21 protein-coding genes are annotated in these 22,246 nt (G+C 35.5%); 7 read left to right on the top strand and 14 right to left on the bottom strand.

From position 1 onward, the window contains the following. Window positions 1-107 precede the first annotated feature (107 nt). Together B176_RS0113675 and B176_RS0113670 are read right to left on the bottom strand one after the other, a co-directional pair. Complete coding sequence (locus B176_RS0113675) at window positions 108-938, bottom strand: prephenate dehydratase (protein WP_017259388.1); 831 nt, start codon at window positions 936-938, stop codon at window positions 108-110. 179 nt (window positions 939-1,117) lie between these two features. Beyond that, complete coding sequence (locus tag B176_RS0113670; RefSeq protein WP_017259387.1) at window positions 1,118-2,005, bottom strand: sterol desaturase family protein; 888 nt, start codon at window positions 2,003-2,005, stop codon at window positions 1,118-1,120. 246 nt (window positions 2,006-2,251) lie between these two features. Here B176_RS0113670 and B176_RS0113665 point away from each other — a divergent pair, with 246 nt between their 5' ends. After that, complete coding sequence (locus B176_RS0113665) at window positions 2,252-4,648, top strand: TonB-dependent receptor (RefSeq protein ID WP_026063346.1); 2,397 nt, start codon at window positions 2,252-2,254, stop codon at window positions 4,646-4,648. A gap of 134 nt (window positions 4,649-4,782) precedes the next feature. On the opposite strand, the gene aroB is transcribed toward B176_RS0113665, so the two are convergent. Both aroB and B176_RS0113655 read right to left on the bottom strand, forming a co-directional pair. Beyond that, window positions 4,783-5,844 carry a 3-dehydroquinate synthase gene (gene aroB / locus B176_RS0113660; RefSeq protein ID WP_017259385.1) on the bottom strand — a complete coding sequence of 354 codons (1,062 nt, stop codon included), beginning with the start codon at window positions 5,842-5,844 and terminating at the stop codon, window positions 4,783-4,785. Further along, window positions 5,841-6,047 (bottom strand): RNA-binding S4 domain-containing protein, encoded by a 207-nt coding sequence (locus B176_RS0113655; protein ID WP_017259384.1) that lies wholly within the window; start codon window positions 6,045-6,047, stop codon window positions 5,841-5,843. Before B176_RS0113655 ends, aroB begins: the two co-directional genes overlap by 4 nt. On the opposite strand from B176_RS0113655, the gene B176_RS0113650 reads away from it, so the two are divergent. Next, a complete protein-coding gene (locus B176_RS0113650; RefSeq protein ID WP_017259383.1) occupies window positions 6,046-7,323 on the top strand; it encodes a proline dehydrogenase family protein in 1,278 nt (425 codons plus the stop codon). The two genes, B176_RS0113655 and B176_RS0113650, sit on opposite strands and share 2 nt — an antisense overlap. Before the next feature lie 190 nt (window positions 7,324-7,513). On the opposite strand, the gene B176_RS0113645 is transcribed toward B176_RS0113650, so the two are convergent. The 4 genes from B176_RS0113645 to B176_RS0113630 form a co-directional block, all read right to left on the bottom strand. Continuing rightward, window positions 7,514-7,909 carry a hypothetical protein gene (locus tag B176_RS0113645; RefSeq protein WP_154647988.1) on the bottom strand — a complete coding sequence of 132 codons (396 nt, stop codon included), beginning with the start codon at window positions 7,907-7,909 and terminating at the stop codon, window positions 7,514-7,516. A gap of 140 nt (window positions 7,910-8,049) precedes the next feature. Next, the gene (locus B176_RS0113640; protein ID WP_017259381.1) at window positions 8,050-8,685 is read right to left on the bottom strand and encodes a hypothetical protein; all 636 of its coding nucleotides are present in this window, start codon (window positions 8,683-8,685) and stop codon (window positions 8,050-8,052) included. A 27-nt stretch (window positions 8,686-8,712) separates the two neighbouring features. Further along, window positions 8,713-9,735, bottom strand: a complete 1,023-nt coding sequence (ruvB, locus tag B176_RS0113635; RefSeq protein WP_017259380.1) for a Holliday junction branch migration DNA helicase RuvB — start codon at window positions 9,733-9,735, stop codon at window positions 8,713-8,715. A gap of 56 nt (window positions 9,736-9,791) precedes the next feature. Continuing rightward, window positions 9,792-10,199: a GNAT family N-acetyltransferase gene (locus tag B176_RS0113630; protein WP_017259379.1), complete on the bottom strand. Its 408-nt coding sequence runs from the start codon at window positions 10,197-10,199 to the stop codon at window positions 9,792-9,794. Window positions 10,200-10,817: 618 nt separating this feature from the next. Here B176_RS0113630 and B176_RS0113620 point away from each other — a divergent pair. From B176_RS0113620 to B176_RS0113610, 3 genes are read left to right on the top strand one after another with little or no spacing between them, the layout of a single operon-like run. Then, window positions 10,818-12,428 carry a SulP family inorganic anion transporter gene (locus B176_RS0113620; RefSeq protein ID WP_017259377.1) on the top strand — a complete coding sequence of 537 codons (1,611 nt, stop codon included), beginning with the start codon at window positions 10,818-10,820 and terminating at the stop codon, window positions 12,426-12,428. Beyond that, window positions 12,421-13,128 carry a carbonic anhydrase gene (locus tag B176_RS0113615; RefSeq protein WP_017259376.1) on the top strand — a complete coding sequence of 236 codons (708 nt, stop codon included), beginning with the start codon at window positions 12,421-12,423 and terminating at the stop codon, window positions 13,126-13,128. The genes B176_RS0113620 and B176_RS0113615 overlap by 8 nt, the downstream gene beginning before the upstream one ends. A 33-nt stretch (window positions 13,129-13,161) precedes the next feature. Continuing rightward, complete coding sequence (locus tag B176_RS0113610; protein ID WP_017259375.1) at window positions 13,162-14,193, top strand: GntR family transcriptional regulator; 1,032 nt, start codon at window positions 13,162-13,164, stop codon at window positions 14,191-14,193. Window positions 14,194-14,238: 45 nt separating this feature from the next. Here the strand turns inward: B176_RS0113610 and bcp are convergent, their stop codons facing one another. The 4 genes from bcp to B176_RS20355 form a co-directional block, all read right to left on the bottom strand. Beyond that, window positions 14,239-14,700 carry a thioredoxin-dependent thiol peroxidase gene (gene bcp, locus B176_RS0113605; RefSeq protein ID WP_017259374.1) on the bottom strand — a complete coding sequence of 154 codons (462 nt, stop codon included), beginning with the start codon at window positions 14,698-14,700 and terminating at the stop codon, window positions 14,239-14,241. 3 nt (window positions 14,701-14,703) lie between these two features. Further along, on the bottom strand, window positions 14,704-16,425 hold the full coding sequence (locus tag B176_RS0113600; protein ID WP_017259373.1) for a M23 family metallopeptidase: 1,722 nt from the start codon (window positions 16,423-16,425) through the stop codon (window positions 14,704-14,706). 12 nt (window positions 16,426-16,437) lie between these two features. Continuing rightward, window positions 16,438-17,049: a fumarylacetoacetate hydrolase family protein gene (locus B176_RS0113595; protein ID WP_017259372.1), complete on the bottom strand. Its 612-nt coding sequence runs from the start codon at window positions 17,047-17,049 to the stop codon at window positions 16,438-16,440. A gap of 71 nt (window positions 17,050-17,120) precedes the next feature. Continuing rightward, window positions 17,121-17,690, bottom strand: coding sequence for a T9SS type A sorting domain-containing protein (locus B176_RS20355; RefSeq protein WP_017259371.1), 570 nt, complete (start codon window positions 17,688-17,690; stop codon window positions 17,121-17,123). 187 nt (window positions 17,691-17,877) lie between these two features. On the opposite strand from B176_RS20355, the gene B176_RS0113585 reads away from it, so the two are divergent. Beyond that, window positions 17,878-19,815, top strand: coding sequence for a KUP/HAK/KT family potassium transporter (locus tag B176_RS0113585; protein WP_017259370.1), 1,938 nt, complete (start codon window positions 17,878-17,880; stop codon window positions 19,813-19,815). Window positions 19,816-19,830: 15 nt separating this feature from the next. Then, window positions 19,831-20,403 (top strand): pentapeptide repeat-containing protein, encoded by a 573-nt coding sequence (locus B176_RS0113580; protein WP_017259369.1) that lies wholly within the window; start codon window positions 19,831-19,833, stop codon window positions 20,401-20,403. 80 nt (window positions 20,404-20,483) lie between these two features. Here the strand turns inward: B176_RS0113580 and B176_RS19620 are convergent, their stop codons facing one another. Both B176_RS19620 and B176_RS21005 read right to left on the bottom strand, forming a co-directional pair. Continuing rightward, on the bottom strand, window positions 20,484-21,968 hold the full coding sequence (locus tag B176_RS19620) for a pseudouridine synthase (RefSeq protein WP_154647987.1): 1,485 nt from the start codon (window positions 21,966-21,968) through the stop codon (window positions 20,484-20,486). Next, complete coding sequence (locus tag B176_RS21005; protein WP_154647986.1) at window positions 21,886-22,176, bottom strand: hypothetical protein; 291 nt, start codon at window positions 22,174-22,176, stop codon at window positions 21,886-21,888. Before B176_RS21005 ends, B176_RS19620 begins: the two co-directional genes overlap by 83 nt. Between the last annotated feature and the right edge of the window lie 70 nt (window positions 22,177-22,246).

The raw sequence follows: 22,246 nt of genomic DNA, 5'->3' as shown, positions 1-22,246 counted from the left end.
GAATGCGTCTTAAAACTCTTATTTGTTTTATTATTTATTTTTCTTTTATCGATTGTTTTTTGACTACTCACTACTTCACTAATGACTAATGAACTCCTTTTTACTGATTACACAGCATCGTTTCTCAAATACTCGCCCATAATGCTAAAGTTGATGGTGTGTTTTACTATTCTACGGATGGCATCATCGTAATTTTCCGCTTTGTTCCATTCAATGTCAACGTAAAAATTGTACTCGTTACGTTTGCCTAAAACCGGCATCGATTGTACTTTACTCATATTAATATCTAGCTCGGCTAAAATATTTAATACTTTAACCAAAGAGCCTGCATCATTTGTTACCTGAAAACATAACGACGCTTTGTTCGCGTTTTTGATTTCTATCTGCTTATCTGTTAATATTAAAAAGCGTGTATAATTTTTTTTGTTTGATTCGATGCTGCGCTCTAAAATGGTTAAACCGTAAAGCTTAGCAGCTAAATTATTGGCAATAGCGGCGGTATCAAACAGTTGTTCATCTCTTATTTTTTTTGCACAGGCCGCGGTATCACTACTTTCTGTCACTTTTATCTTTGGAAATTCATCCAAGAAATCTCCGCATTGGCGGATAGCGATTGGGTGAGAAGTTACCGTTTTAATATCCTCAAACTTTACGCCTGACAGTGCCATTAAGTGCAGTTTTATAGGCAAGTAAACTTCGCCAATAACAGGGAAATTATACTCTCTCAATAAACTGTAATTCGGTAATAAACTACCAGCAATGCTGTTTTCTATAGCCATCACTACATAATCTGCTTCGCCACCGGCTAACTTTTGAAAAGTTTGTTTAAAAGAATTGCACTCAATGGTTTCAATATCTTCTCCAAAAAACTTAAAAGCAGCTTCCTCGTGAAACGAAGCTTTGATTCCTTGTATGGCAACTCTCTTTTTTGCGCTCATTTTTTTGATAAAAAAAAACCCGGCTTATTCGGCCGGGTTTTAAAGTTCTTATATATTTTAAGACATAGAAACCCGGCTCTTATTTCTAAAATAAAAGTAACCGAAGTAATATGTAGTGTTAGTGTTCATTTTTCTCTGTGTGGCAAATGTAAATAATATTTTCAACGTTTAATAATAAATTATTTTTTTTTCAGCTGGGCCTGTAAAACCTTTGCTGTTTGTGTACGACCGTCATGGCTCCAGCCCGGTGGATAAAAGATGTATTTCAGCTTATCGTTAAAAACAGGAGATAACGAGATATCGTGTCTGATGTTCTTAAACTCGTGGAAAATGGTGTCCTTAAAGTTAAGGTTACCCAATTCTTCGGTAATTCCGAACACTACTTTTTCTTCTGGGAGTTCTTGTTGGAAAGTACCAAACATTCGATCCCAAATAATTAGAACCATGCCCATATTTTTATCGAGATAAAGAATATTAGAAGCATGGTGCACCCGGTGGTGTGATGGGGTAACAAATATATATTCGAACCAAGCGTACATTTTATTGATGGCTTGGGTGTGGATGATGTTGCCGTAAATCTGGGTAACTAAATACATAAATAAAACGTCCACAACTTGAAAGCCCATTAGTGGGAGTGGAATATAAAAGAACATCCGATATAGGGGTTCAAAGACAGTTGACCTGAAACCTGTTGTAATATTGAATTTTTCTGAGGAATGATGCGTGACATGCATTGCCCAAAATAAACGGCTGTAATGACCTACAGCGTGTAACAACCAGTATAAAAAGTCTTGAGCTAGGAACAGTACGAAGTAATAGATGTAGATATCTTTGATTTCAAAAAAGCGTAAATGGTAAAAGAACTCCAAGACAAAGAAGGAACTGCCTTGTGAAGCAATATTTACCAGAAAAGCAGCACCCATGAGATAAATATTCATGAATGTGTCTTTTTTGTCGTAAAGGTTTTTACCCTTAGCGTAACTATAAATCATCTCGGTAATGGAGAGGATGCATACCAATACAAAAAGGAGAATGATTGCCAGGTTTTTATAATTGTCAAACAACATATATTAAAACATGTTAAAGAGCTTCTAATAAGGTTCAAAGGTAGAAAACATAAAAAAACCGTTTATTTTTTCGTGAAAAAATTATTTTATCCTGACAAATTAAGTATTGCTAATTTATGATGTAAATATCTTTAAATAAGTTATTTAGTAGTCAATTTAGATTTATTATAAATAATATTTGCTGGTTAAGCTTTTAATTATTTTCTTTGCGTCATTATTTAGAATTAATCCTAATAAATGTTGAAAATGAAAAATAGATTACAATATATTATACTCATTCTATTACTAATCACCTTTAACACTGCGCAAGCTGAAGAAAAACAATATGCCTCCATTCAAGGAACTGTTCTGGTTAACGGAAAGCCAACAGAAGATGCGACTGTTTTTCTGAGTCCGAGACAGCGTATTTCCTATACCGACGAAAATGGGGTCTTTAAGTTTTCAAATGTAAAGCCAGGCGATTATAAAATCACAATAAAAGTAACTGGTGCACCCGCACAGGAAAAAGAGGTTAAACATGGAGATACCAATACCTCACTTACTTTCGCCTTCACTGTAAAAGGACAGAATCTGGCAGAAGTAAAAGTGCAGAGCCGGAAGACAATCAATGAAAAGCCGGTTAATGTAGGTAAAAGTGGTATCAAGGGGTTTGATTTACCGCAGAGTATCACGGTTATTGATAACCAGATTATTGAAGATCAGCAGGTAAACAAACTTAGCGATGTTATAAGAAACGTTAACGGCGTGGCTTTGGGTACTGCAAGAGGTAGTACTTCTGAAGCTTTTTATTCGAGAGGATATAGTTTGGGTAGTAATAATATTTTAAAAAATGGATCTAAAGTAAGTTCTTCGGTAATGCCAGAAGCAAGTACTTTGGAAAGTGTAGAAGTATTAAAAGGTAGCGCGGCATTACTTTACGGAAACGTAAGTTCTGGCGCTGTTGTAAATATGGTGACCAAAAAGCCCAAGTTTGAGTTTGGTGGGGAGGTTGCTTTACGTACCGGAAGTTACGATATGTATAAACCAATTGTTGATTTTTATGGACCAATTTCTAAGGATTTAGCTTTTAGGGTAGTAAGTACTTATGAAAATGCGGGAAGTTTTAGAAACAATGTATCATCGGATAAAGTATATGTAAACCCTTCTTTATTGTATAAATTAGGTGCAAAAACAGATGTTTTGGTTCAGGCAGATTATCTAAAATATAATAACACACCAGATTTTGGTATCGGTACTTTAAATAGCAAAATCCCTACGACAATTGATAGAAAAAGTTCATTTAACACACCTTGGGCTTATAATAAAGTCGATCAAACAACAACCTCTGTCACTGTTAATCATGAGTTAAGGAATAATTGGGATTTAAATTTTATTACCGGCTACCAAAATTATGATCGTGATTATTTTTCTACAGAACGTATCCAAGCTGTTGAGAATGGCGATTGGGACAGAAAACTGACCCGAGCAAATAGCATTGAGAACTATTTTAATGGACAACTTAATTTAACTGGGAAACTAAAAACAGGAAAGATTAGCCATCAAATATTAATGGGTACAGATGCCGATAGTTATACTACGAAGACCAACGGTTATGCAGCCTTTGCAACTTACGATAGGGTAAATATTTTGGACCCAACGAAGTTTACACCACGTATTGATGAACCTAATGCGGTTTTAGAAAAGATTACCAAATCTCCTACTTACCGTTACGGAATTTATGCTCAGGATTTAATCAGCCTGACGGCGAAAATTAAATTATTAGCTGGGATAAGATATAGCTACCAAAGAATTACCGCTAGTAAAATTACCGATGTAAATACCGGCATAACCACTACTAATACAGCTGCCAAAAAATCTGATGATGCTTTTTCTCCGAGAGTTGGATTGGTTTATCAACCTAATAAAACCACTTCATTATTTGGGAGTTACGCCAATAGTTTTGAAGTTAATACCGGAACCGATATTTATGCAAACAATTTAAAACCTTCTATTATTAACCAGTTTGAGTTAGGTGTTAAAAAAGATTTGTTCCAAAACCGTTTCTCTGCAAACTTTACGGTGTATAAAATCATTAACAACAATACAACGCAACAGGCAGAGTTTTTGGCCGATGGTTCTACCACAAATACAAACAGCAGTATTAAAGAATTTTTAGGTGAAACTACTAGCGATGGTTTTGAGGTTGATTTGAGTGGGAAAATTGTAGGTCAGTTGAGCTTTTTAGCAGGATATAGCTATACCTTTATGCGGTTTACCAATGTAGCAGAAAAGGATAATAGTCCTGTTTTAGGTGAGGAATTCGTAAGAAATGTGCCTCATAATGCTAATGGAAGTGTGTTTTACACTTTTAACAATTATAAAGTAAAAGGTTTAAAATTAGGTGCTTCTGTATTTTATACTGGTGATAGATACGCAGGTTGGAATAATAAGCAGAAACAGTTAGAAGATGATGGAACTAGAATTATCCCAGTGGCAGGTTTCACAACTTTTGACTTATCGGCAGGTTATACTTTTAGAGGTGTTTCTATCTTAGCGAAAATTTCAAATATTACAAACGCACTTAATTATACGGTACATGAAAATTACAGTGTAAACCCGATAGCGCCTCGTCAGTTTGCTACAACTTTATCCTATAAATTTTAATTACCTATCAAAAACAGCTAATAGCAGATTTCTGTCAAAGGGATCTGCTATTTTTTTGTAGTAATGAAAACGGCTTAAAAAACAAAAGGTACTGTAAATTAATACAGTACCTTTTATAAATACGATTATGAAGATTAAAGTGACTGGTAATAAGCTAAGCTTTCTCTAATTAACTTTTCTTCTACAAAAATATCAAACTTGCAATTACCAATTTTATCTGGTAAGGAGAAGCTAATTTTTCCAGATTGGTTTTTCTTATCCTGCTTCATGATGTTTAAAAGCTCGTTTTCAATGCCTTCTCTGATATTATACTTTCCGTAATATTTCAAAAATGTTTCTGTAATGGTAGCTAAATCTTTTTCTGATAAGCCAACCAATTGCATAGCTAAATAAGCTTCGCAAATCATCCCAATAGCAATGGCCTCGCCGTGTAATAAAGAATTTTTTTCGTTAGATAAAGACCAAGACTCTATCGCGTGACCGATGGTGTGTCCGTAGTTCAACGTTTTTCTTAAGCCTTTTTCAAAAGGATCTTCAGTTACTACATTGTTTTTTATCTCTACAGAATGATAAATGTGTGCTTCGGTTATAGCTCTGGCATTTTCTAATTGTGCAACGTCAGTAAAAAAATCAGCATCAGCAATAATTCCGTGTTTAATAACTTCCGCAAAGCCAGAAGTCATTTCCCTATCCGATAATGTTTTGAAGAACTCGGTGGAGATAATTACAGCTTGTGGCTGTGCAAAAGTGCCGATAATGTTTTTAACATCATCCATATCAATACCTGTTTTACCACCAACGGAAGCATCAACCTGCGAAAGTAAAGTGGTAGGAATCTGTAAAAACTCAATTCCTCGCTTAAAGGTAGAAGCCGCAAAACTTCCCATATCAGTGACTACGCCGCCACCTAAGTTTATTAGAATAGCATTTCTATCAGCTTCGAAATCTAAAAGGGTTCTCCAAATACCGATACAGAAATCAATGGTCTTGTTTTCTTCGCCGTTAGGCACTTCAATTAAATCAAAATCTGTAAGTTCAGGTAATTTTTCACGCAATACTGGCAAGCAGAGCTCTCCGGTTACTTCATCAGTTAAAATAAAAACCTTTGAGTAGGTTTTCCTCGCAAGAACTTCGTTTAAAACGCTTAAACTATTATCAAAGTAAACTTGGTAGTTGCTGTTTTGTATCGATTTCATATAATACTGATGGTTTGTCCGTTAAATTCAACTATATCGCCTCTTTTTACTTTTAATCTTTTTCTATAGTCGATTTCGCCGTTATATTTAACCAAACCGTCCAATACTACCATTTGTGCTTCTCCTCCAGAAGAAACCAAATCCGTAGCTTTTAAAAGCTGAATTAAGGGGATAAACTCTCCTTCTAACGTAAATTTAATCATGGTAACAAACTTACAAAAAACGCTTGTTTCAGATGCTTTTAATCGCAAATCATTTTATAATTTTGTTGGTAACCTAAAAAAACCAATGGAAAACCAAATTCCTGTTTCTAGTTTGTCTTTTGACAATACCGAAATTGCTTTTAAGCATTTAAGCAATAAGGAGCTCAAAGAATCTTACTGGCTATTTAAAATAATTAGCAACCGCTTCTTAGCGAAAGTAGGGCCGGTTTTAACAAAAACCGCACTATTTTTAAGAATGCCAGTTTCTGGAATTATCAAAGCAACTTTATTTAAACAGTTTTGTGGTGGCGAAACAATTAGCGGATGTACGCCCGTAGTTTTAAGGTTATTCGCCAATAAGGTTGGAACAATTTTAGATTATTCTGTAGAAGGTGCAGCTGAAGAAAGCGTGTTTGACCAAACCGCCCAACATATTTTAAACAGTATTGATAAAGCAGTAGAAATGCCACAAGCAATTCCTTTCTGTGTTTTTAAAGTCAGTGGTCTGGCTCGGTTTTCTTTGCTAGAAAAGATAGCTAGTAAAGAAGAATTGAAACATTTTGAAGCGGTAGAGTGGCAAAAGGCATTGAACAGAATTGAGCTGATCTGTAAAAAAGCTTCCGATTTTTATCAGCCCGTGATGATTGATGCCGAGGAATCTTGGATTCAGGATGTGATTGATGACGTTGCAATAGCGATGATGCAGAAATATAATAAAGACAGACCAATTGTATTTAACACTTATCAGCTTTACCGTAATGATAAGCTGACGTCGTTAATTGCAGATTTTACCATTGCAGAAACGGGACAATTTGTTTTGGGCGCTAAACTGGTAAGAGGTGCTTATATGGAGAAAGAGCGGATTAGAGCGGTTGAGAAAGGTTATCCATCGCCAATACATTTAGATAAAGAAGCTACCGATAGAGATTTTGATGCTTCGGTTTCGTTCTGCTTAGATCATATAACGCATATTGCATTTGCAGCAGCTACGCATAACCAGCACAGTTGCGAAATTTTAGTAGCGGAAATAGAACAACGAAAAATAAAATCCAATCATCCACATATCTATTTTGCACAACTTCTGGGGATGAGTGATAACATCAGTTTTAATTTATCCGTCAATAATTTCAATGTGGTAAAATATGTACCGTATGGGCCGGTTAAATCTGTTTTACCTTACCTTTTTAGAAGAGCCGAAGAAAATACTTCCATTGCGGGGCAAATGAGTAGGGAATTGAATTTGATTAATAGGGAGCTGAAGAGGAGAGGGGTTTAGTTTTTAGTTAGTTATTTAGTTATTTAGTTATTTATTTATTTATTTAGTTTTTACTTGCCATTTTGAACTGGGGGTATGAGGAGAACTGCAACCATGGGTATGCTATAAAAAGCCTAATCATAAACAGGAAGATTAAGCACTAAAGAAGAATGTAAAGTACAGCGATGAACCAATTAAAGTTTAGCTCGTTCTATTTCCGCTCGTTTTTATATTTTCTTAGGTTCTTTTTAAACTCAGAAACTTTGTTGTCCTTTATAGAGATAATGATAACGCCATATTTGCCATCTTCACCGAATTTATCGGTTGCTTCTTCGGCCTTTAATATGGTAACTGTTTCGATGTTTTCTGGGGAGGTAAGCTTTGGAAAGGGAGAGCTGTCGTTTTTAAAATGATATTCTTGGTTGCCGTATTTAATAACAAGAAGAGGTTGTTTCCCAATTTGGCTTGCCCTTGAAGGAGCGCATATTCTGATATTTTTGTTTAAAACGCCAGGCTGTCCACTTTTTATTGGTAAGCTATTGGTGTTTTCTTGAGCAAATCCTGTTAAGCTCAAGCAACATAAAACACAGCTGAGTAGTTTTGTCATAACTAAATTTACTGTAAATATTTTTAATTACTTGTATGTTTGTATTTTGTTAATCTCTTATTTGTAAATTTAAATATAAACAACAAATCCCAACCAATTTTGGTTAGGATTTTGTTATTTAACTTTCGTGATGGAGGGCTTTAAATTTCCTGACCCTTTGCTAATTTTTCTTTACGATGATCTTGCCATAAATAATGCAATAAGGTGTTCAATACTACTGCGTTCCAGTCATGGTGCAAGCTAAATGTTGCTTTTTTGCTTCTATCGTCTAGGCTTTCCACGTATAAAATTCCCTTATTAAGGTAATATTTAAGGTTGGCCCAAGGTACCAATTCTATTTTTTGTTTTTTCCAGAACAAGAAACCACTACTGTACTCAAGCATAAATCCTTGGTGGGTAATCTGCGTATTCCCTACCGAAAAATCAGATTTATTATTAAGCACTTCAATAAAATGGCTTACCAAATATTTTTTAACATATTGCCAAACGCCAGACATGATATAATAATAAGTATGGTCTTCTTCTAACAAATCTTCTACTTTATTAGATTTAAATCTGATGCTTATCGTTTTATCGTTTTTGCCTAAAATATCAATGTTGTACTCTTTTCCGTTCGGTTTTTTTGTACCACCAAGCAAAGAAACACCATACTTAACTGCCTTTACGTCTTCACAGGCTATTTTGTCGTTATTAACTTCTATAAAGTCTTTGTTGATTTTGATTTTTTGGTTTGTAGATGGCGTGGTAATATCTACATCAAAATTATGTGTTTGCATGGGGTCTAATATAATAATTTCTTAAATTTAAAAAAGAGTACCTGTGCCTCCTATTTTTAATTTTCCTAAATGTTTGTATGCACTTTCTGTCGCTTCTCTTCCTCTGGAGGTACGCATTAAATACCCTTCCTGAATTAAAAATGGCTCATAAACTTCTTCAATAGTGCCTTCATCTTCGCCAACAGCGGTAGCAATTGTTTTTAAGCCTACGGGTCCACCTTTAAATTTATCAATAATTGCCGACAAAATTCGATTATCCATTTCATCTAAACCGTGTTCATCTACATTTAAAGCATTGAGTGCATATTTGGCAATTTCCGTTTCAATACTTCCATTGCCTTTAATTTGGGCAAAATCTCTGGTTCGTCTTAAAAGTGCGTTTGCAATACGTGGTGTTCCACGGCTTCTGCGAGCAATCTCAAAAGCGCCTTCATCTGTAATGGGCGTGTTTAAAATCTGTGCAGATCGCATTACAATGGTCGTAAGTAATTTAGCGTCGTAATATTGTAAACGAGAATTAATTCCAAATCTGGCCCTTAAAGGGGATGTTAGTAAGCCAGAACGTGTTGTAGCGCCTACTAAAGTAAATGGATTCAATGATATCTGCACAGAGCGGGCATTTGGACCGGTCTCCAGCATAATATCGATTTTAAAATCTTCCATTGCTGAATATAAGTACTCTTCTACAAGTGGACTTAATCGGTGTATTTCATCAATAAATAAGATGTCGCCTTCGTCCAGATTGGTTAGTAAACCTGCTAAATCTCCAGGTTTATCCAGCACAGGACCGCTTGTGATTTTTATGCCCACGCCCATTTCATTAGCGATGATATGCGAAAGTGTAGTTTTTCCTAAGCCGGGAGGGCCATGTAGTAGTACATGATCTAAAGCCTCTCCTCGTAATTTAGCGGCCTGCACAAAAATCCGAAGATTCTCTAAAATTTTTTCCTGACCGGTAAAATCCTCAAACTCCTGTGGTCGAAGTACTTTTTCAATCTCCTTATCGGTATTGTTTAAGCGTTCGATGTTAGGGTCTAAATTCTCATTCATGGGATGAAGATAGCAAAATCACTTTTTGTTTGCTTAACAAAATTTAAACAAGACTATTAAATTGTGATTTCCATAATCACGTAATCAATTCCACCTTTAGAAAAAACTTCTCCAATTTCGGTAAAACCTAGTTTTTTGTAAAATCCGGTAGCACTTAAGCGGGCGTTACACCAAACTTTTTGCAGCTGTTTTTCTCTAGCATAATCGATAACATAATTAATCATTTTACTCCCCAAACCTAATCTTTGATATTTACTATCGGTTGCCAATTTTCTGAACTGTAAATGGTCTTCTTTTTGAAATAAAGAGACCACGGTGGCTAACTTGTTTTCGTAAAACAAACCTAAATGCGTACCTAAATCATCTTCCGGTAGTTTAATTACATCAATCGATAAATCCGGATAAAGCTCCTTTTGTCGTAGTTTCCAAGTGAGTTCCTGAGTAATCTGCTCTATATCGTTCATAATCTGTAAAATAAGAAAGGAATTGTTGGTTTAGGTAATCTTGAAGCACTGTTTTATAGATGTTTAAATTAAATCAAAATAAAGTTTCGATTTTGTTCATTCCTGCAAAACAAAGAACGGAATATTAGCTGTTTAGATTGTGTTAATAATTTTTTTACAAAAAAATAGCATTGATAATTAAAATTAAATGATCTTGATTTTTACTTTTGTTGTGATAATTTAGATTTATTTAACATTTAATTAGTGCTAAAGCAAAGTCGCATCTTTTTTTACGGTATAATATTCCTTTTCATCTTTGCGGTGAAAATGTTTATAGCTGTTGCTCCTGTTGTTTTTAATTTAGATAAAAAGTTAGTGAACTCTGCAATCATGCAACTCGAATTAGAGAATGAGACTAGAGATACAAACGAGACCAATAAGGTTTTTAATAATGGAAATGATTTTACAAAATCTTACAATCTCTCCTTTAATTATTCATTAAGTACTAATTTTTCAAATTATCACTACTTTTCAAAAAAATACTTAACCCTATATTTCCCGGCGGTACCTACGCCACCTCCTAATTTCTCGTAAATTTTTTCTCAAAAAAAGGTTTATTTATTTAAAAAAGAAATTAGGATGATTGATTATAAAGAATCTCTCAAGGGGAGTGGTATGGCTAAATACTATAATCCCAAGAATTTAAAAAAAGATTTACCCGCTGGTGTAGTAGTCTTTTTAGTAGCCTTACCTTTATGTTTAGGTATAGCTTTAGCATCTGGTGCACCATTGTTTTCTGGTATTTTATCTGGAATTATTGGGGGTATTATTGTTGCTAGTTTTAGTGGTTCGCAATTAAGTGTTAGTGGGCCAGCGGCAGGTTTAACAGTGATTGTTTTAACCGCTATAACGGATTTAGGAAGCTTCAATGCGTTTTTGCTAGCCATTTTTATTGCGGGTTTATTGCAGATTGTTTTGGGGGTTTTAGAAGCAGGAACAATTGGCAACTATTTCCCAAATAGTGTAATTATAGGAATGTTAGCTGCAATCGGTATTATTTTAATACTAAAACAACTTCCACATGCAGTAGGTTATGACGCTGACTACGAAGGCGACCAGTCTTTTTTTCAGTCCGATAATGAGAATACCTTATCTGCGATAGGCAGTGCAATGAGTAGGTTTAACATGGGCGCCATAATTATTGCAGCGGTTTCTATGTTGATATTGGTGCTGTGGCCAAAAGTTAAGAAATTTGCCGTAGTTCCTGCACCGTTGTTAGTTGTTGCGGTAGGGGTTTTATTGGCAAATTTGTTTGATGGAACTTCGTTTTCATTACTAGCGGGTCAAATGGTACAAATACCTGTTGTAGAAAGCCTAACAGACTTCAAAGGACTCTTTGTTTTTCCAGACTTCACGCAATTTGCTAATCCTAAAATATGGACTGTAGCGGTAACAATTGCAATTGTGGCGTCGTTAGAAACATTGTTGAGTTTAGAAGCGGTTGATAAAATTGACCCAATAAAAAGGGTTTCGCCAACCAATAGAGAGTTAATAGCACAAGGTATAGGGAATACTCTTGCTGGTTTAGTGGGCGCTTTGCCTATGACAGCGGTTATTGTACGCTCATCTGCCAATGTAAATGCTGGTGGACGCACCAAAATGTCTGCCATATTTCACGGTATATTTTTGATGCTAGCGGTGCTTTTAATACCAACATTAATAAATCAGATTCCCCTTTCATGTTTGGCGGCAATTTTACTGCTAGTTGGTTATAAACTAGCGAAATTATCTTTGTTTAAAAAAATGTGGAATGATGGGAAAGATCAGTTTATTCCATTTTTAGTTACGGTGTTAGCGGTAGTATTCACCGATCTTTTAATGGGAGTAGGTATTGGTTTAGCCGTTGGAATTATATTTTTATTACGAACTAACTATAGAAACCCTTATTTTTACAGCGTTGATCAAAGTAAAGGCGATAATATCATTAGAATTAAGCTTGCACAGGAGGTTTCGTTTTTAAATAAAGGCACAATTCAATATACGTTAACCAATATTTTAAGAGATAAAACAGTAATAATTGATGGAACGGAATCTTTATTTATAGATAAAGATGTACTAACAACTATTTTTGATTTTGAGGAACATGCCCACACAAAAAAAATTAAGGTAGAACTCGTTAATATTCGCCAGAATTACGAACTACCAAAACTAAAAGATTTGATTATTAAAACACAAAAAGAAAATGCCTAAAAGAATTCGAAAAGCTACACAGTCCGGAAAAACTATAAATATATCTCTCGGTCATGATAGCGATGATATCAGTTATGAGAACCTGTTGAGCTGGAATAAAGAATGGGTAGCGGAAACTTTGAAAGAAGATGAAGACTATTTTAAAAAGCTAGCGCAGGGACAAAATCCGCCTATTCTATGGATTGGCTGTGCGGATAGTAGAGTACCGGCAAATCAGATTACCGGTACTAACCCAGGAGATATTTTTGTGCACAGAAATATCGCAAACATGGTTATTCATTCAGATATGAACATGTTAAGTGTGTTGGACTATGCTGTTACGCTTTTAAAAGTAAAGCATGTTATTGTATGTGGACATTATGGTTGCGGAGGAGTTTTGGCGGCGATGAGCCACAAACAATACGGACTTATTGATAACTGGCTTTGTCACATTAAAGACGTTTATCGTACTCACGCTTTTGAGCTGGATATGATGGAGGATGAAACCGAACGTGGAAAGCGGTTGGTGGAATTAAACGTAATAGAGAATGTTTATAACCTAGCAAAAACAAGTACAGTACAAAATGCTTGGAAACAAGATCATCAATTAAGTGTTCATGGTTGGGCGTATAGCCTAGAAACCGGTATAATTACCGATTTAAAAGTATCATTTAATTCTGATGAGAAGATAGGTGATGTGTTTAAGTTCGATAAGCCCTAGATTTATTATTTCTAAAAGTTTATTTCTTAAAATATGACGCCAGCTGAGTTTCTTAAGGTAATCTATATCGATGATTATGCTGCCACGCCAAAATATCTACAAGTGGCTAATGCTATAATTGAGGCAATAGAGGATGAGAAACTGATAAAAGATGACATTCTTCCGTCTATAAACGAGTTGAGTTACATGTTGGAAATCTCTAGAGATACTGCAGAGAAAGGCTATAAGTATTTAAAAAATGCTGGAATAATTATATCCGTTCCGGGCAGAGGTTTTTTTGTCTCCAATATTTCTTCGGCAAAAAAAATCAAAGTCTTTTTACTTTTCAACAAGCTATCGGCCCATAAAAAAATTATTTACGATAGTTTGGTGAATTCCTTAGGTCCAGATGCTTTGGTAGATTTTTATATCTATAATAACAATTACAGTATATTTAAAAAGTTGATCCAAAACCGCCGGACAGATTATTCTCATTATGTAATTATCCCACATTTTTTAGAGAGTGGAGATATTGCTCATGATATCATAAATACACTTCCAAAAGAGAAATTAATTTTATTGGATAAAAAAATTACTGGAATTGAAGGTGAATTTGGGGCAGTTTATGAGAATTTTGAACAGGATATTTATAACGCTTTAAAAGAAGCAATCTGTCGCTTGGAGAAATACGATACCTTAAAGATTATTTTTCCTGAAAAAAGTTATTTCCCTAAGGAGATTATCAAAGGGTTTAAGCGCTTTTGCCAACAATATGCATTTAACCACGAAATTGTAAATAACATCACCACACAAAGCCTAGCTAAAGGCGAAGTTTATATTAACTTGATGGAGGATGACCTGGTGATATTGATTGAGAAAGTAATGGAACAAAATCTAGTACTGGGAATAGACGTAGGGATTATTTCATATAATGAGACTCCGTTGAAAAAACTTATTTTAAAAGGGATAACCACAATTTCTACAGACTTTGTTGAAATGGGAACAATGACTGCCGATTTAATCCTTAATAAAAAAATTGAGCAGAATGCCGTTCCTTTTCATTTAACGCTACGTCCGTCTTTATAAGATTCCCGAAAAGGTATGCTTTTCGGGAATCTTTTTTTAATCATTTTACTTCAACAGATCCATCAATTGTTGTGAAGCATTTTTGGTGTCAACTTTTTCAATAATTAAGTTGATTTTTCCGTCTCCATCAATTACGAAAGTTTTACGGGCAGTACCCATATAGGTTTTTCCGTACATGCTTTTTTCAACCCAGACGCCATAAGCTTCAACAACAGTTTTTTCTGTATCGGCAATTAAGGTAAACGGAAGGTCAAATTTTGCTTCAAACTTTTTATGTGATTTTTCATCATCAGTGCTAACACCTATAACCTCAAAACCCTTGTTGGTAAAAAGCTGGTAATTGTCTCTAAAACTGCATGCTTCTGCGTTACAACCGGGCGTATTGTCTTTCGGGTAAAAATATAGGATGATATTTTTTCTTTTAAAATCCGAAAGGCTAACAGTTTCCCCATTTTGATTGTTTGCAGTAAAATTTGGTGCTACATCACCTACTTTTAAATTCGCCATCTTCTATCTATAAAAAGTTATCTGGTAAGTTTTGCTATTTTCTTTATTATCGGTAACAACTAATTTGAATAAATGTTTACCAAAGCCGGTTTTCTCATCGAAAGTATGCCAAAGCTTCCCGTTTCTTGAATCGTATTCCATCAATACCCATTGGTTATCAATATAGCCATTAAAGCTCTTAATTCCCGAAAGACTGTCAGATATCTTAAACGTCATTACGCTTTGTTTTGATAAATTAGCGCCATCGTTAACGTTAATTGCCGAAATAACGGGTGCAACAGTGTCGGCTCTCAAACAAAAATTTCCGAAGGTTTTTGGGTTTGCCAATATATAACCATCTTTAAAAACACCACCCTGCGAACCAGTTTCTAATTGATAAATGATGAGTTTGTCTGCATAATTCAGCTTACTAGAATCAACTTTGATAGCCAGTTCAAAAGGATTGTGCAAAGGCGTAAATTTATTGTGTAGCTGATAAATTTTAGAGATTGCGTAGCTGGGCTGGGCTTTTTCTGCGTAATCAAAATATAAGTCGTTATATAAAACTCCCACCGGTAGGCTCATCTTAACTTCGCTGGTTTCGTATTTATTAACAGTTTTGTAGCTCATCAGCAAACCTTTGTTGTCAAAAGGCTTATTACTAATTGTAGCGTTGTTTTTAACATTAAATGTGAGTACCGATTCGTTACCTTCGACATCTTTTAACACATACTCAATCTTGTGCGTAGCCTGGTCGGTAAGCTCCATTAAACCTCGGTTCTTAGCTGCTTTTATAAATTTGATTTTAGGACTTTCAGCTATAAATCCTTTTTGGATTACCCTGCCAGAACTTAGCTTGCTGTAATAATCTATATAGGCATTGATAGCTCTGGAATTTTCAAAAGCAAATTTATCAATTACACACTCGTATATAATTTCACCATCCAGCTTAATGGTGGTAGAAAACACGCCATTGTGGTTTGCGCTCCCGTCTTGTTGGTCAAAGGCGGTAATACCTAAGCCAAACTCACCGTTTACAGCTATTGTTCCAACTTTACCTAAATTATAAATGCCATTGCTTCCGTATACTGCAAAGTACTGTTTGGGTGTATGTTCATTAAAAACCGTTTTATTGGTTTTATAAATGTATAGTGCACTCATCTGCGGTTTTGTGGTGTCCTTAATTTTGATTCCTAAAGTTATCGGATTAATGGTTTCCTCGGTTTTTGTATTCCGTAATTCAAAATGTAAATGCGGCCCCGCAGACCCGCCAGTATTGCCTGAGTATGCGATGATATCGCCTTTTTTTACCCTAATCTCAATCGGAGTAAGTATAACGTCGATAGGAAAACTTTGTTTTTCGTACTGAAAAGCTTTAACTCTAGCTTCAATAAGCGGGTCAAATTTCTGGAGATGTGCATAAACACTGGTTACACCATTTGGGTGGTTAATATACAACGCGTTGCCAAAGCCTCCAATTTGTACACGCAAGCGAGAAACGTAGCCGTCTGCAGTAGCATATACAGGCAAACCTTCTCTTTGGTTGGTTTTAATATCGAGGCCGGAGTGGAAATGGTTGCTTCTAAGTTCTCCAAAATTACCAGCTAAATAAAGCGGAATAGCTAAGGGATTTCTAAAATAATCGGAAGCAATTGCGGGTAAATTATTCTCCTGACATTTTGCAGTGGACGTAAAAAGACTGATAGGTAATAAAATAATGAAGCTAAGCTTCTGTAGTTTGGTCATTGCAGAAAACGCTTATTTAATTTCGAAATTTAATAGTTCTGTGTGCTGTAAGTAGCCTTTTAGCTTATCGCCGATGTTTATTTTTGATACGCCAGCAGGAGTTCCCGTAAAAATTAAATCACCTTTTTTTAAGGTGAAATACTGGGATGCGTAGCTTATTATTTTATCAAAATTGTGGATCATGTCGGCAGTATTTCCGCTCTGCTTTAGCTCATCATTCACCAATAAAGAAAATTCGATATTATTCAAGTCTTCGAATGCTGTTTTTGCCATAAACTCGCTAACTGGTGCCGAGTTATCAAAAGCTTTGGAGATTTCCCAAGGCAGTCCTTTCTCTTTTAGCTGGGTCTGCAGATCGCGAGCCGTAAAATCAATCCCTAAACCAATTTCTTCATAGTATTTATGTGCAAATTTCTCAGCAATAAATTTCCCTTCTTTACAAACTTTAAGAACCACTTCAATCTCGTGATGGATTTCATTGGAGAACTTTGGATGATAAAAAGGTTTGTTGTTTTTTAAAACCGCTGTATCTGGCTTCAAAAATAAAACCGGATTCTCTGGGATAGCGTTATTTAATTCTTTAGCATGTTCAGCATAATTCCTGCCGATAGCAATAATCTTCATATTTCTAAAATTTCAACAAAAATAAAAAAGCCCCGATGAGATCATCAGGGCTTTCAAAAATATTATTCCAATTACAGTACTGATATTCTTTTTACAATAGAATCAGAACCTGCTACAATTCGTACAAAGTAAAAACCGGTATTTAATTTACTCTCGATGATGAACTTATTGGTTTGTGTACCAGCTAACAGTTTTTGGTTAAGCAAAGTATAAATGTCATTCCCCAACACATCTAAAATTTTTATAGTAACCAATCCGTCTTTTTTTAGATAATACGTTAAGTTTAACTGATCTGAAACCGGGTTTGGATAAATTTTAACATTATCAATAGGTTTTTGAAGATCTAAAGCAAATGACGATAAATTTTTTGCGGGTTGATTTTTTGCGCTAATAACAGATTTATCTGCGTTAGAAGCGGCTTTTAAGCTCGTCATCTTAAACATAAAAGCATCAAAGTCTGTTTTAAAACTGTTTTCAAAAACAGGGCGGTTTGGTCTATTGTCTTTAAACTTTAAGATTGATTTTGTAAGTGTAGAGTCACCATCAAGTGCACTGTTTTTTGCAAATACAGGCATCATCACCGCAAAACCTGCAACGATAACCAGAGCGAAAAGTGCTTTTATGAGATTCCTTTTTTTCATTTTTATCTACACTAACAAAAGTATAAAATAAATTTTTAATAACTCATACTATTATTTATAATTCTCAGTTGTTAACAAATTTTAACATTCTAATCCCTATAGTACTAATCAATTTTTACGCTACTGAAATTTTAAAGTTTCGATTGAATTATTTTAGTTTAATTTGCATAATTAATTTTCTACTATTTTGTCTAAGCATACTAACTTAAATAAATTATCTGCCGCTGGCGTACTCATTAGTTTAGGGATAATTTACGGAGATATCGGTACCTCTCCGCTTTATGTTTTTAAAGCCATCATCGGTGATCGAATTATATCAAAAGAACTTATTCTAGGTGGTTTAAGCTGTGTTTTTTGGACATTGACTTTACAAACAACCATTAAATATGTGCTAATTACCCTAAAAGCAGACAACAAAGGAGAAGGTGGGATTTTTTCGCTTTTTTCTTTGGTGAAACGAAGAGCCAAATGGTTGGTTGTTCCAGCCATTATTGGCGGTTGTGCCTTACTGGCAGATGGAATTATTACACCACCAATTACCATTTCGGCAGCTATTGAAGGTTTGGAGATTTTTTATCCCGATTTACAGACCATTCCCATTGTACTTGCCATCATCACCCTACTATTTATTATTCAACAGTTTGGCAGTTCTTTAGTAGGTAAGGCTTTTGGGCCTATTATGTTTGTTTGGTTTACCATGATGGGCGTTTTAGGGATTGTATATATTGTGCAGTTTCCAATGATCTTGAAAGCGCTCAATCCTTATTACGCTGTGGATTTGTTGATTAATAATCCAGGTGCGTTGGCTATACTAGGAGCAGTTTTCTTGTGTACAACTGGTGCCGAAGCTTTATATTCAGACTTAGGGCACTGTGGCAGAAAAAACATCAGAATAAGCTGGATTTATGTAAAAAGCTGTTTAATCTTAAATTATCTTGGACAAGGTGTTTACCTATGGAATATCCAAAATGAGTTGCTAGATGACCGTAATCCTTTCTTTAGGATGATGCCAGATTGGTTTTTGATTTTCGGAATCTCTATTGCTACAGCAGCTGCAGTTATTGCCAGTCAGGCATTAATTTCGGGCTCTTTTACTTTAATTTCTGAAGCAGTAAGATTGAATTTATGGCCAAAGGTTAAAATAAATTACCCATCAGAAGCTAAAGGACAGCTTTATGTACCCAGTATGAACTGGTTGCTTTGGGCAGGCTGTTTAATGGTTGTGCTCTACTTTAGAAGGTCGGAGAATATGGAGGCCGCTTACGGTTTGTCCATCACCATTGCGATGCTGATGACCACTATTTTAGTCTCAGTTTATCTTAAGAAGAAAAAATATCCAAACTATTTGATTGCCTTGTTTTTGCTGGTTTATGGAATTTTAGAGAGTATTTTCTTTGCTGGTAACTTAGCTAAGTTTTTACATGGTGGTTGGTTTACGGTATTAATCGGTTCCATTTTGTTTAGCGTAATGTGGGCTTGGCACTCTGCCCGGAAAATTAAAAACCGATTTGTAAAGTTTGTGGAGATAGAACAGTATTTTGATGTGATCAAATCACTTAGTGAAGATGAAACGGTTCCTAAATTTGCATCGCAATTGGTGTATTTAACCAGCGCTAACTTCTCTTCAGAAATTGAATCGAAAATTATTTATTCTATTCTTCAAAAGAAACCGAAGCGGGCGGACGTTTATTGGTTGGTACACGTTGACGTTTTAGATGAGCCGTATGAGTCGAGCTATAAGATTGAGCACCTTATACCGGGTAAATTGATTAGGATTGATTTTAAGCTTGGTTTTAGGGTAGAACAGAAGATTAGTGTGTTGTTTAGAAAAGTAGTGGAAGATTTGGTTAAAAATAACGAGGTTGACATTACAAGCAGATACGAATCTTTAGCTAAGTTTAATATGGTTGGCGATTTTAGGTTCGTGGTTTTAGAGAAAATACTGTCGAGATCTAACAAGCTTTCGTTTTGGGACAAGGTAACTTTAGATTATTACTTTATCTTAAAGCATTTCAGTTTATCGGAAGAGAAAGGTTTTGGTTTAGATTTAAGCTTTGTGAGCCTGGAAAAAGTACCATTGATGGTAAGCGAGTATGATAATGTAGAGTTGGTTAGGTTGAAATAATAAAATTTTGTGACTGTGAATATTTTTGTTGAGGGGAAAACTTTTGAAAAACAAAGTTATAAGCGGAATCTGTTGCAAAAGGGAGAGTATGATGATTGTACATTTAACAATTGCGATTTTTCTGAGGCAGATCTGTTTGCAATAGACTTTATAGATTGTAGGTTTATTGACTGTAATTTGAGCTTAGCTAACATTGCGAAGGCATCTTTTAAAAATGTAAGTTTTGTTACTTGTAAACTGCTGGGTTTACACTTTGAGCATTGCAATCCTTTTCTTTTTTCGGTGAGTTTTAAAGATTGTAATATAAACCTGTCGTCCTTTTATCGCTTAAAGCTAAAGAGTACTCATTTTGAAAACTGCAGTTTAAAGGAGGTTGATTTTAATGCTGCTGATTTAACGCAATCGAAGTTCTTGAACTGCGATTTGGCCGATGCTAAGTTTGACCAAAGCAATTTGGAAAAAGTTGATTTTTCTACGGCATATAATTATACCATTAACCCAGAAAGCAATCGGGTCAAGAAAGCTAAATTCTCTACTAATGGCTTAGCCGGGCTGTTAAGTCATTATGATATTCTGGTGGACCACTAAAAAAATACAAAACCAAGAAAAAAGGCCTCAACGTTATCCGTTAAGGCCTTGTGTGTTACTTAAACACTTATAAAAAAGGATTAACCTTTCGTAAAATGCTTCAACTGAATAACTTCTTTTTCAGTTAAATATCTCCAGCGACCTCTTGTAAGATCTTTTTTGGTAAGATTTGCATAAATAACGCGGTCAAGTTTTACAACTTCATAACCAAGACTTTCAAAAATACGACGTACAATTCTGTTTTTTCCGCTATGGATTTGAATACCGATTTCGTTTTTTGCACCACCTCTAACATAACTTACTTCGTCTGGCTTAATTAAACCATCTTCCAATTCAACACCGAAAGCAATTTTATTAAAATCACCTTGCGTTAAATTTTTATCAAGTTCTACGTTATAAATCTTGCTGATGCTGTTTTTTGGATGAGATAGTTTATCTGCTAAATCGCCATCGTTGGTCATCAACAAAAGTCCAGTAGTATTTCTATCTAAACGACCAACCGGATAAATACGCTCGTTGGTAGCTTTTGAAATCAGCTCCATTACTGTTTTACGTTCCTGAGGATCATCAGTAGTAGTAATATAATCTTTTGGCTTATTCAATAAAACGTAAACCATTTTTTCACGCTTCAATATTTCGCCATTGTATTTGATTTGGTCAACAGCTGGGTTAACTTTTGTGCCAAGTTCAGTTACAGCTTCGCCATTAACAGAAACAACACCCGAAGCGATCAATTCATCTGCTTTTCTTCTAGAACATATTCCAGAGTTTGCAATGAATCTGTTCAGCCTAATTAAACCATCGTCTTTTTTGAAAGATCTATTGCTTTCACTGCTTTTTAACCTGATTTGATCATCCTGGCCTTCGGTAGAGCGTTCGTCAAATCTTTTACGAGGTGATTTTCCGTCTCTATCCTTGTAGTCAGATCTTTCGCCATGATGTTCTCTTGGTTCGTACGGGCGATCTTCTCTCTTGAAATCTCTATCAGTACTTACAAAAGGTTTGCGGTCCTCATCGCTTTTAGGGCGGAAAGGCTTATTGCCGTCAAATTCTTTTCTTTCTCTAGGTGCTTTTCTTTCGTCAGATGTTTCGCTTTTACGTTTATGGCCATAAACTTCTCTATCTTCAGAAGAACTTCCACCTTCGCGGTTTCCATAAGGTTTCCTGTCTCCAGATTCCGCTCTTTTGCCTTTATCACCGTAAGCTTTTCTGTCTTCAAAAGTCTTTCCACCTTCGCGGTAACCAAATGGTCTTCTGTCACCAGAATCTTCTCTTTTATCACCGTAAGGTTTTTTCTCACCGTATGAACTTCCTCCTTCACGGTTTCCGTAAGGTTTTTTATCTCCAGAGCCTTCTCGCTTATCACCGTAAGGTTTTCTGTCGCCGTAAGAACTTCCGCTATCGCGAGTTCCGTAAGGCTTTTTATCTCCAGAGCCTTCTCGCTTATCGCCGTAAGGTTTTCTGTCGTCGTAAGAACTTCCGCTATCGCGAGTTCCGTAAGCCTTCTCGCTTATCGCCGTAAGGTTTTCTGTCGCCGTAAGAACTTCCGCTATCGCGGGTTCCATAAGGTTTTCTATCCCCAGAACCTTCTCGCTTATCGCTATAAGGTTTTCTGTCCTGGCTGAAGCTAGAATCGTCTTTTCTGAATTTTGAAAAAGGTGGGTTGTTACTGTCTTCGCGATTGGATCTGCCGGTAGATTCAGATCTGTCAGACTTTTTGTGGTCTCTTCCGGAGTTGTCATCGCGACTGTTCCTGTCTTTATTAAATGGCATGGTCTTATAAAATTAATACCTGTTTTAAGGGGGACAAAGGTACTAAAATGTTTAAGATTACGATAGCTTT

The sequence above is a fragment of the Pedobacter arcticus A12 genome (assembly GCF_000302595.1).
GTDB lineage: Bacteria > Bacteroidota > Bacteroidia > Sphingobacteriales > Sphingobacteriaceae > Pseudopedobacter > Pseudopedobacter arcticus.
The sequence above is the reverse complement of the archived record's forward strand: the minus strand, read 5'-3'. Positions and strand labels throughout refer to the sequence as shown.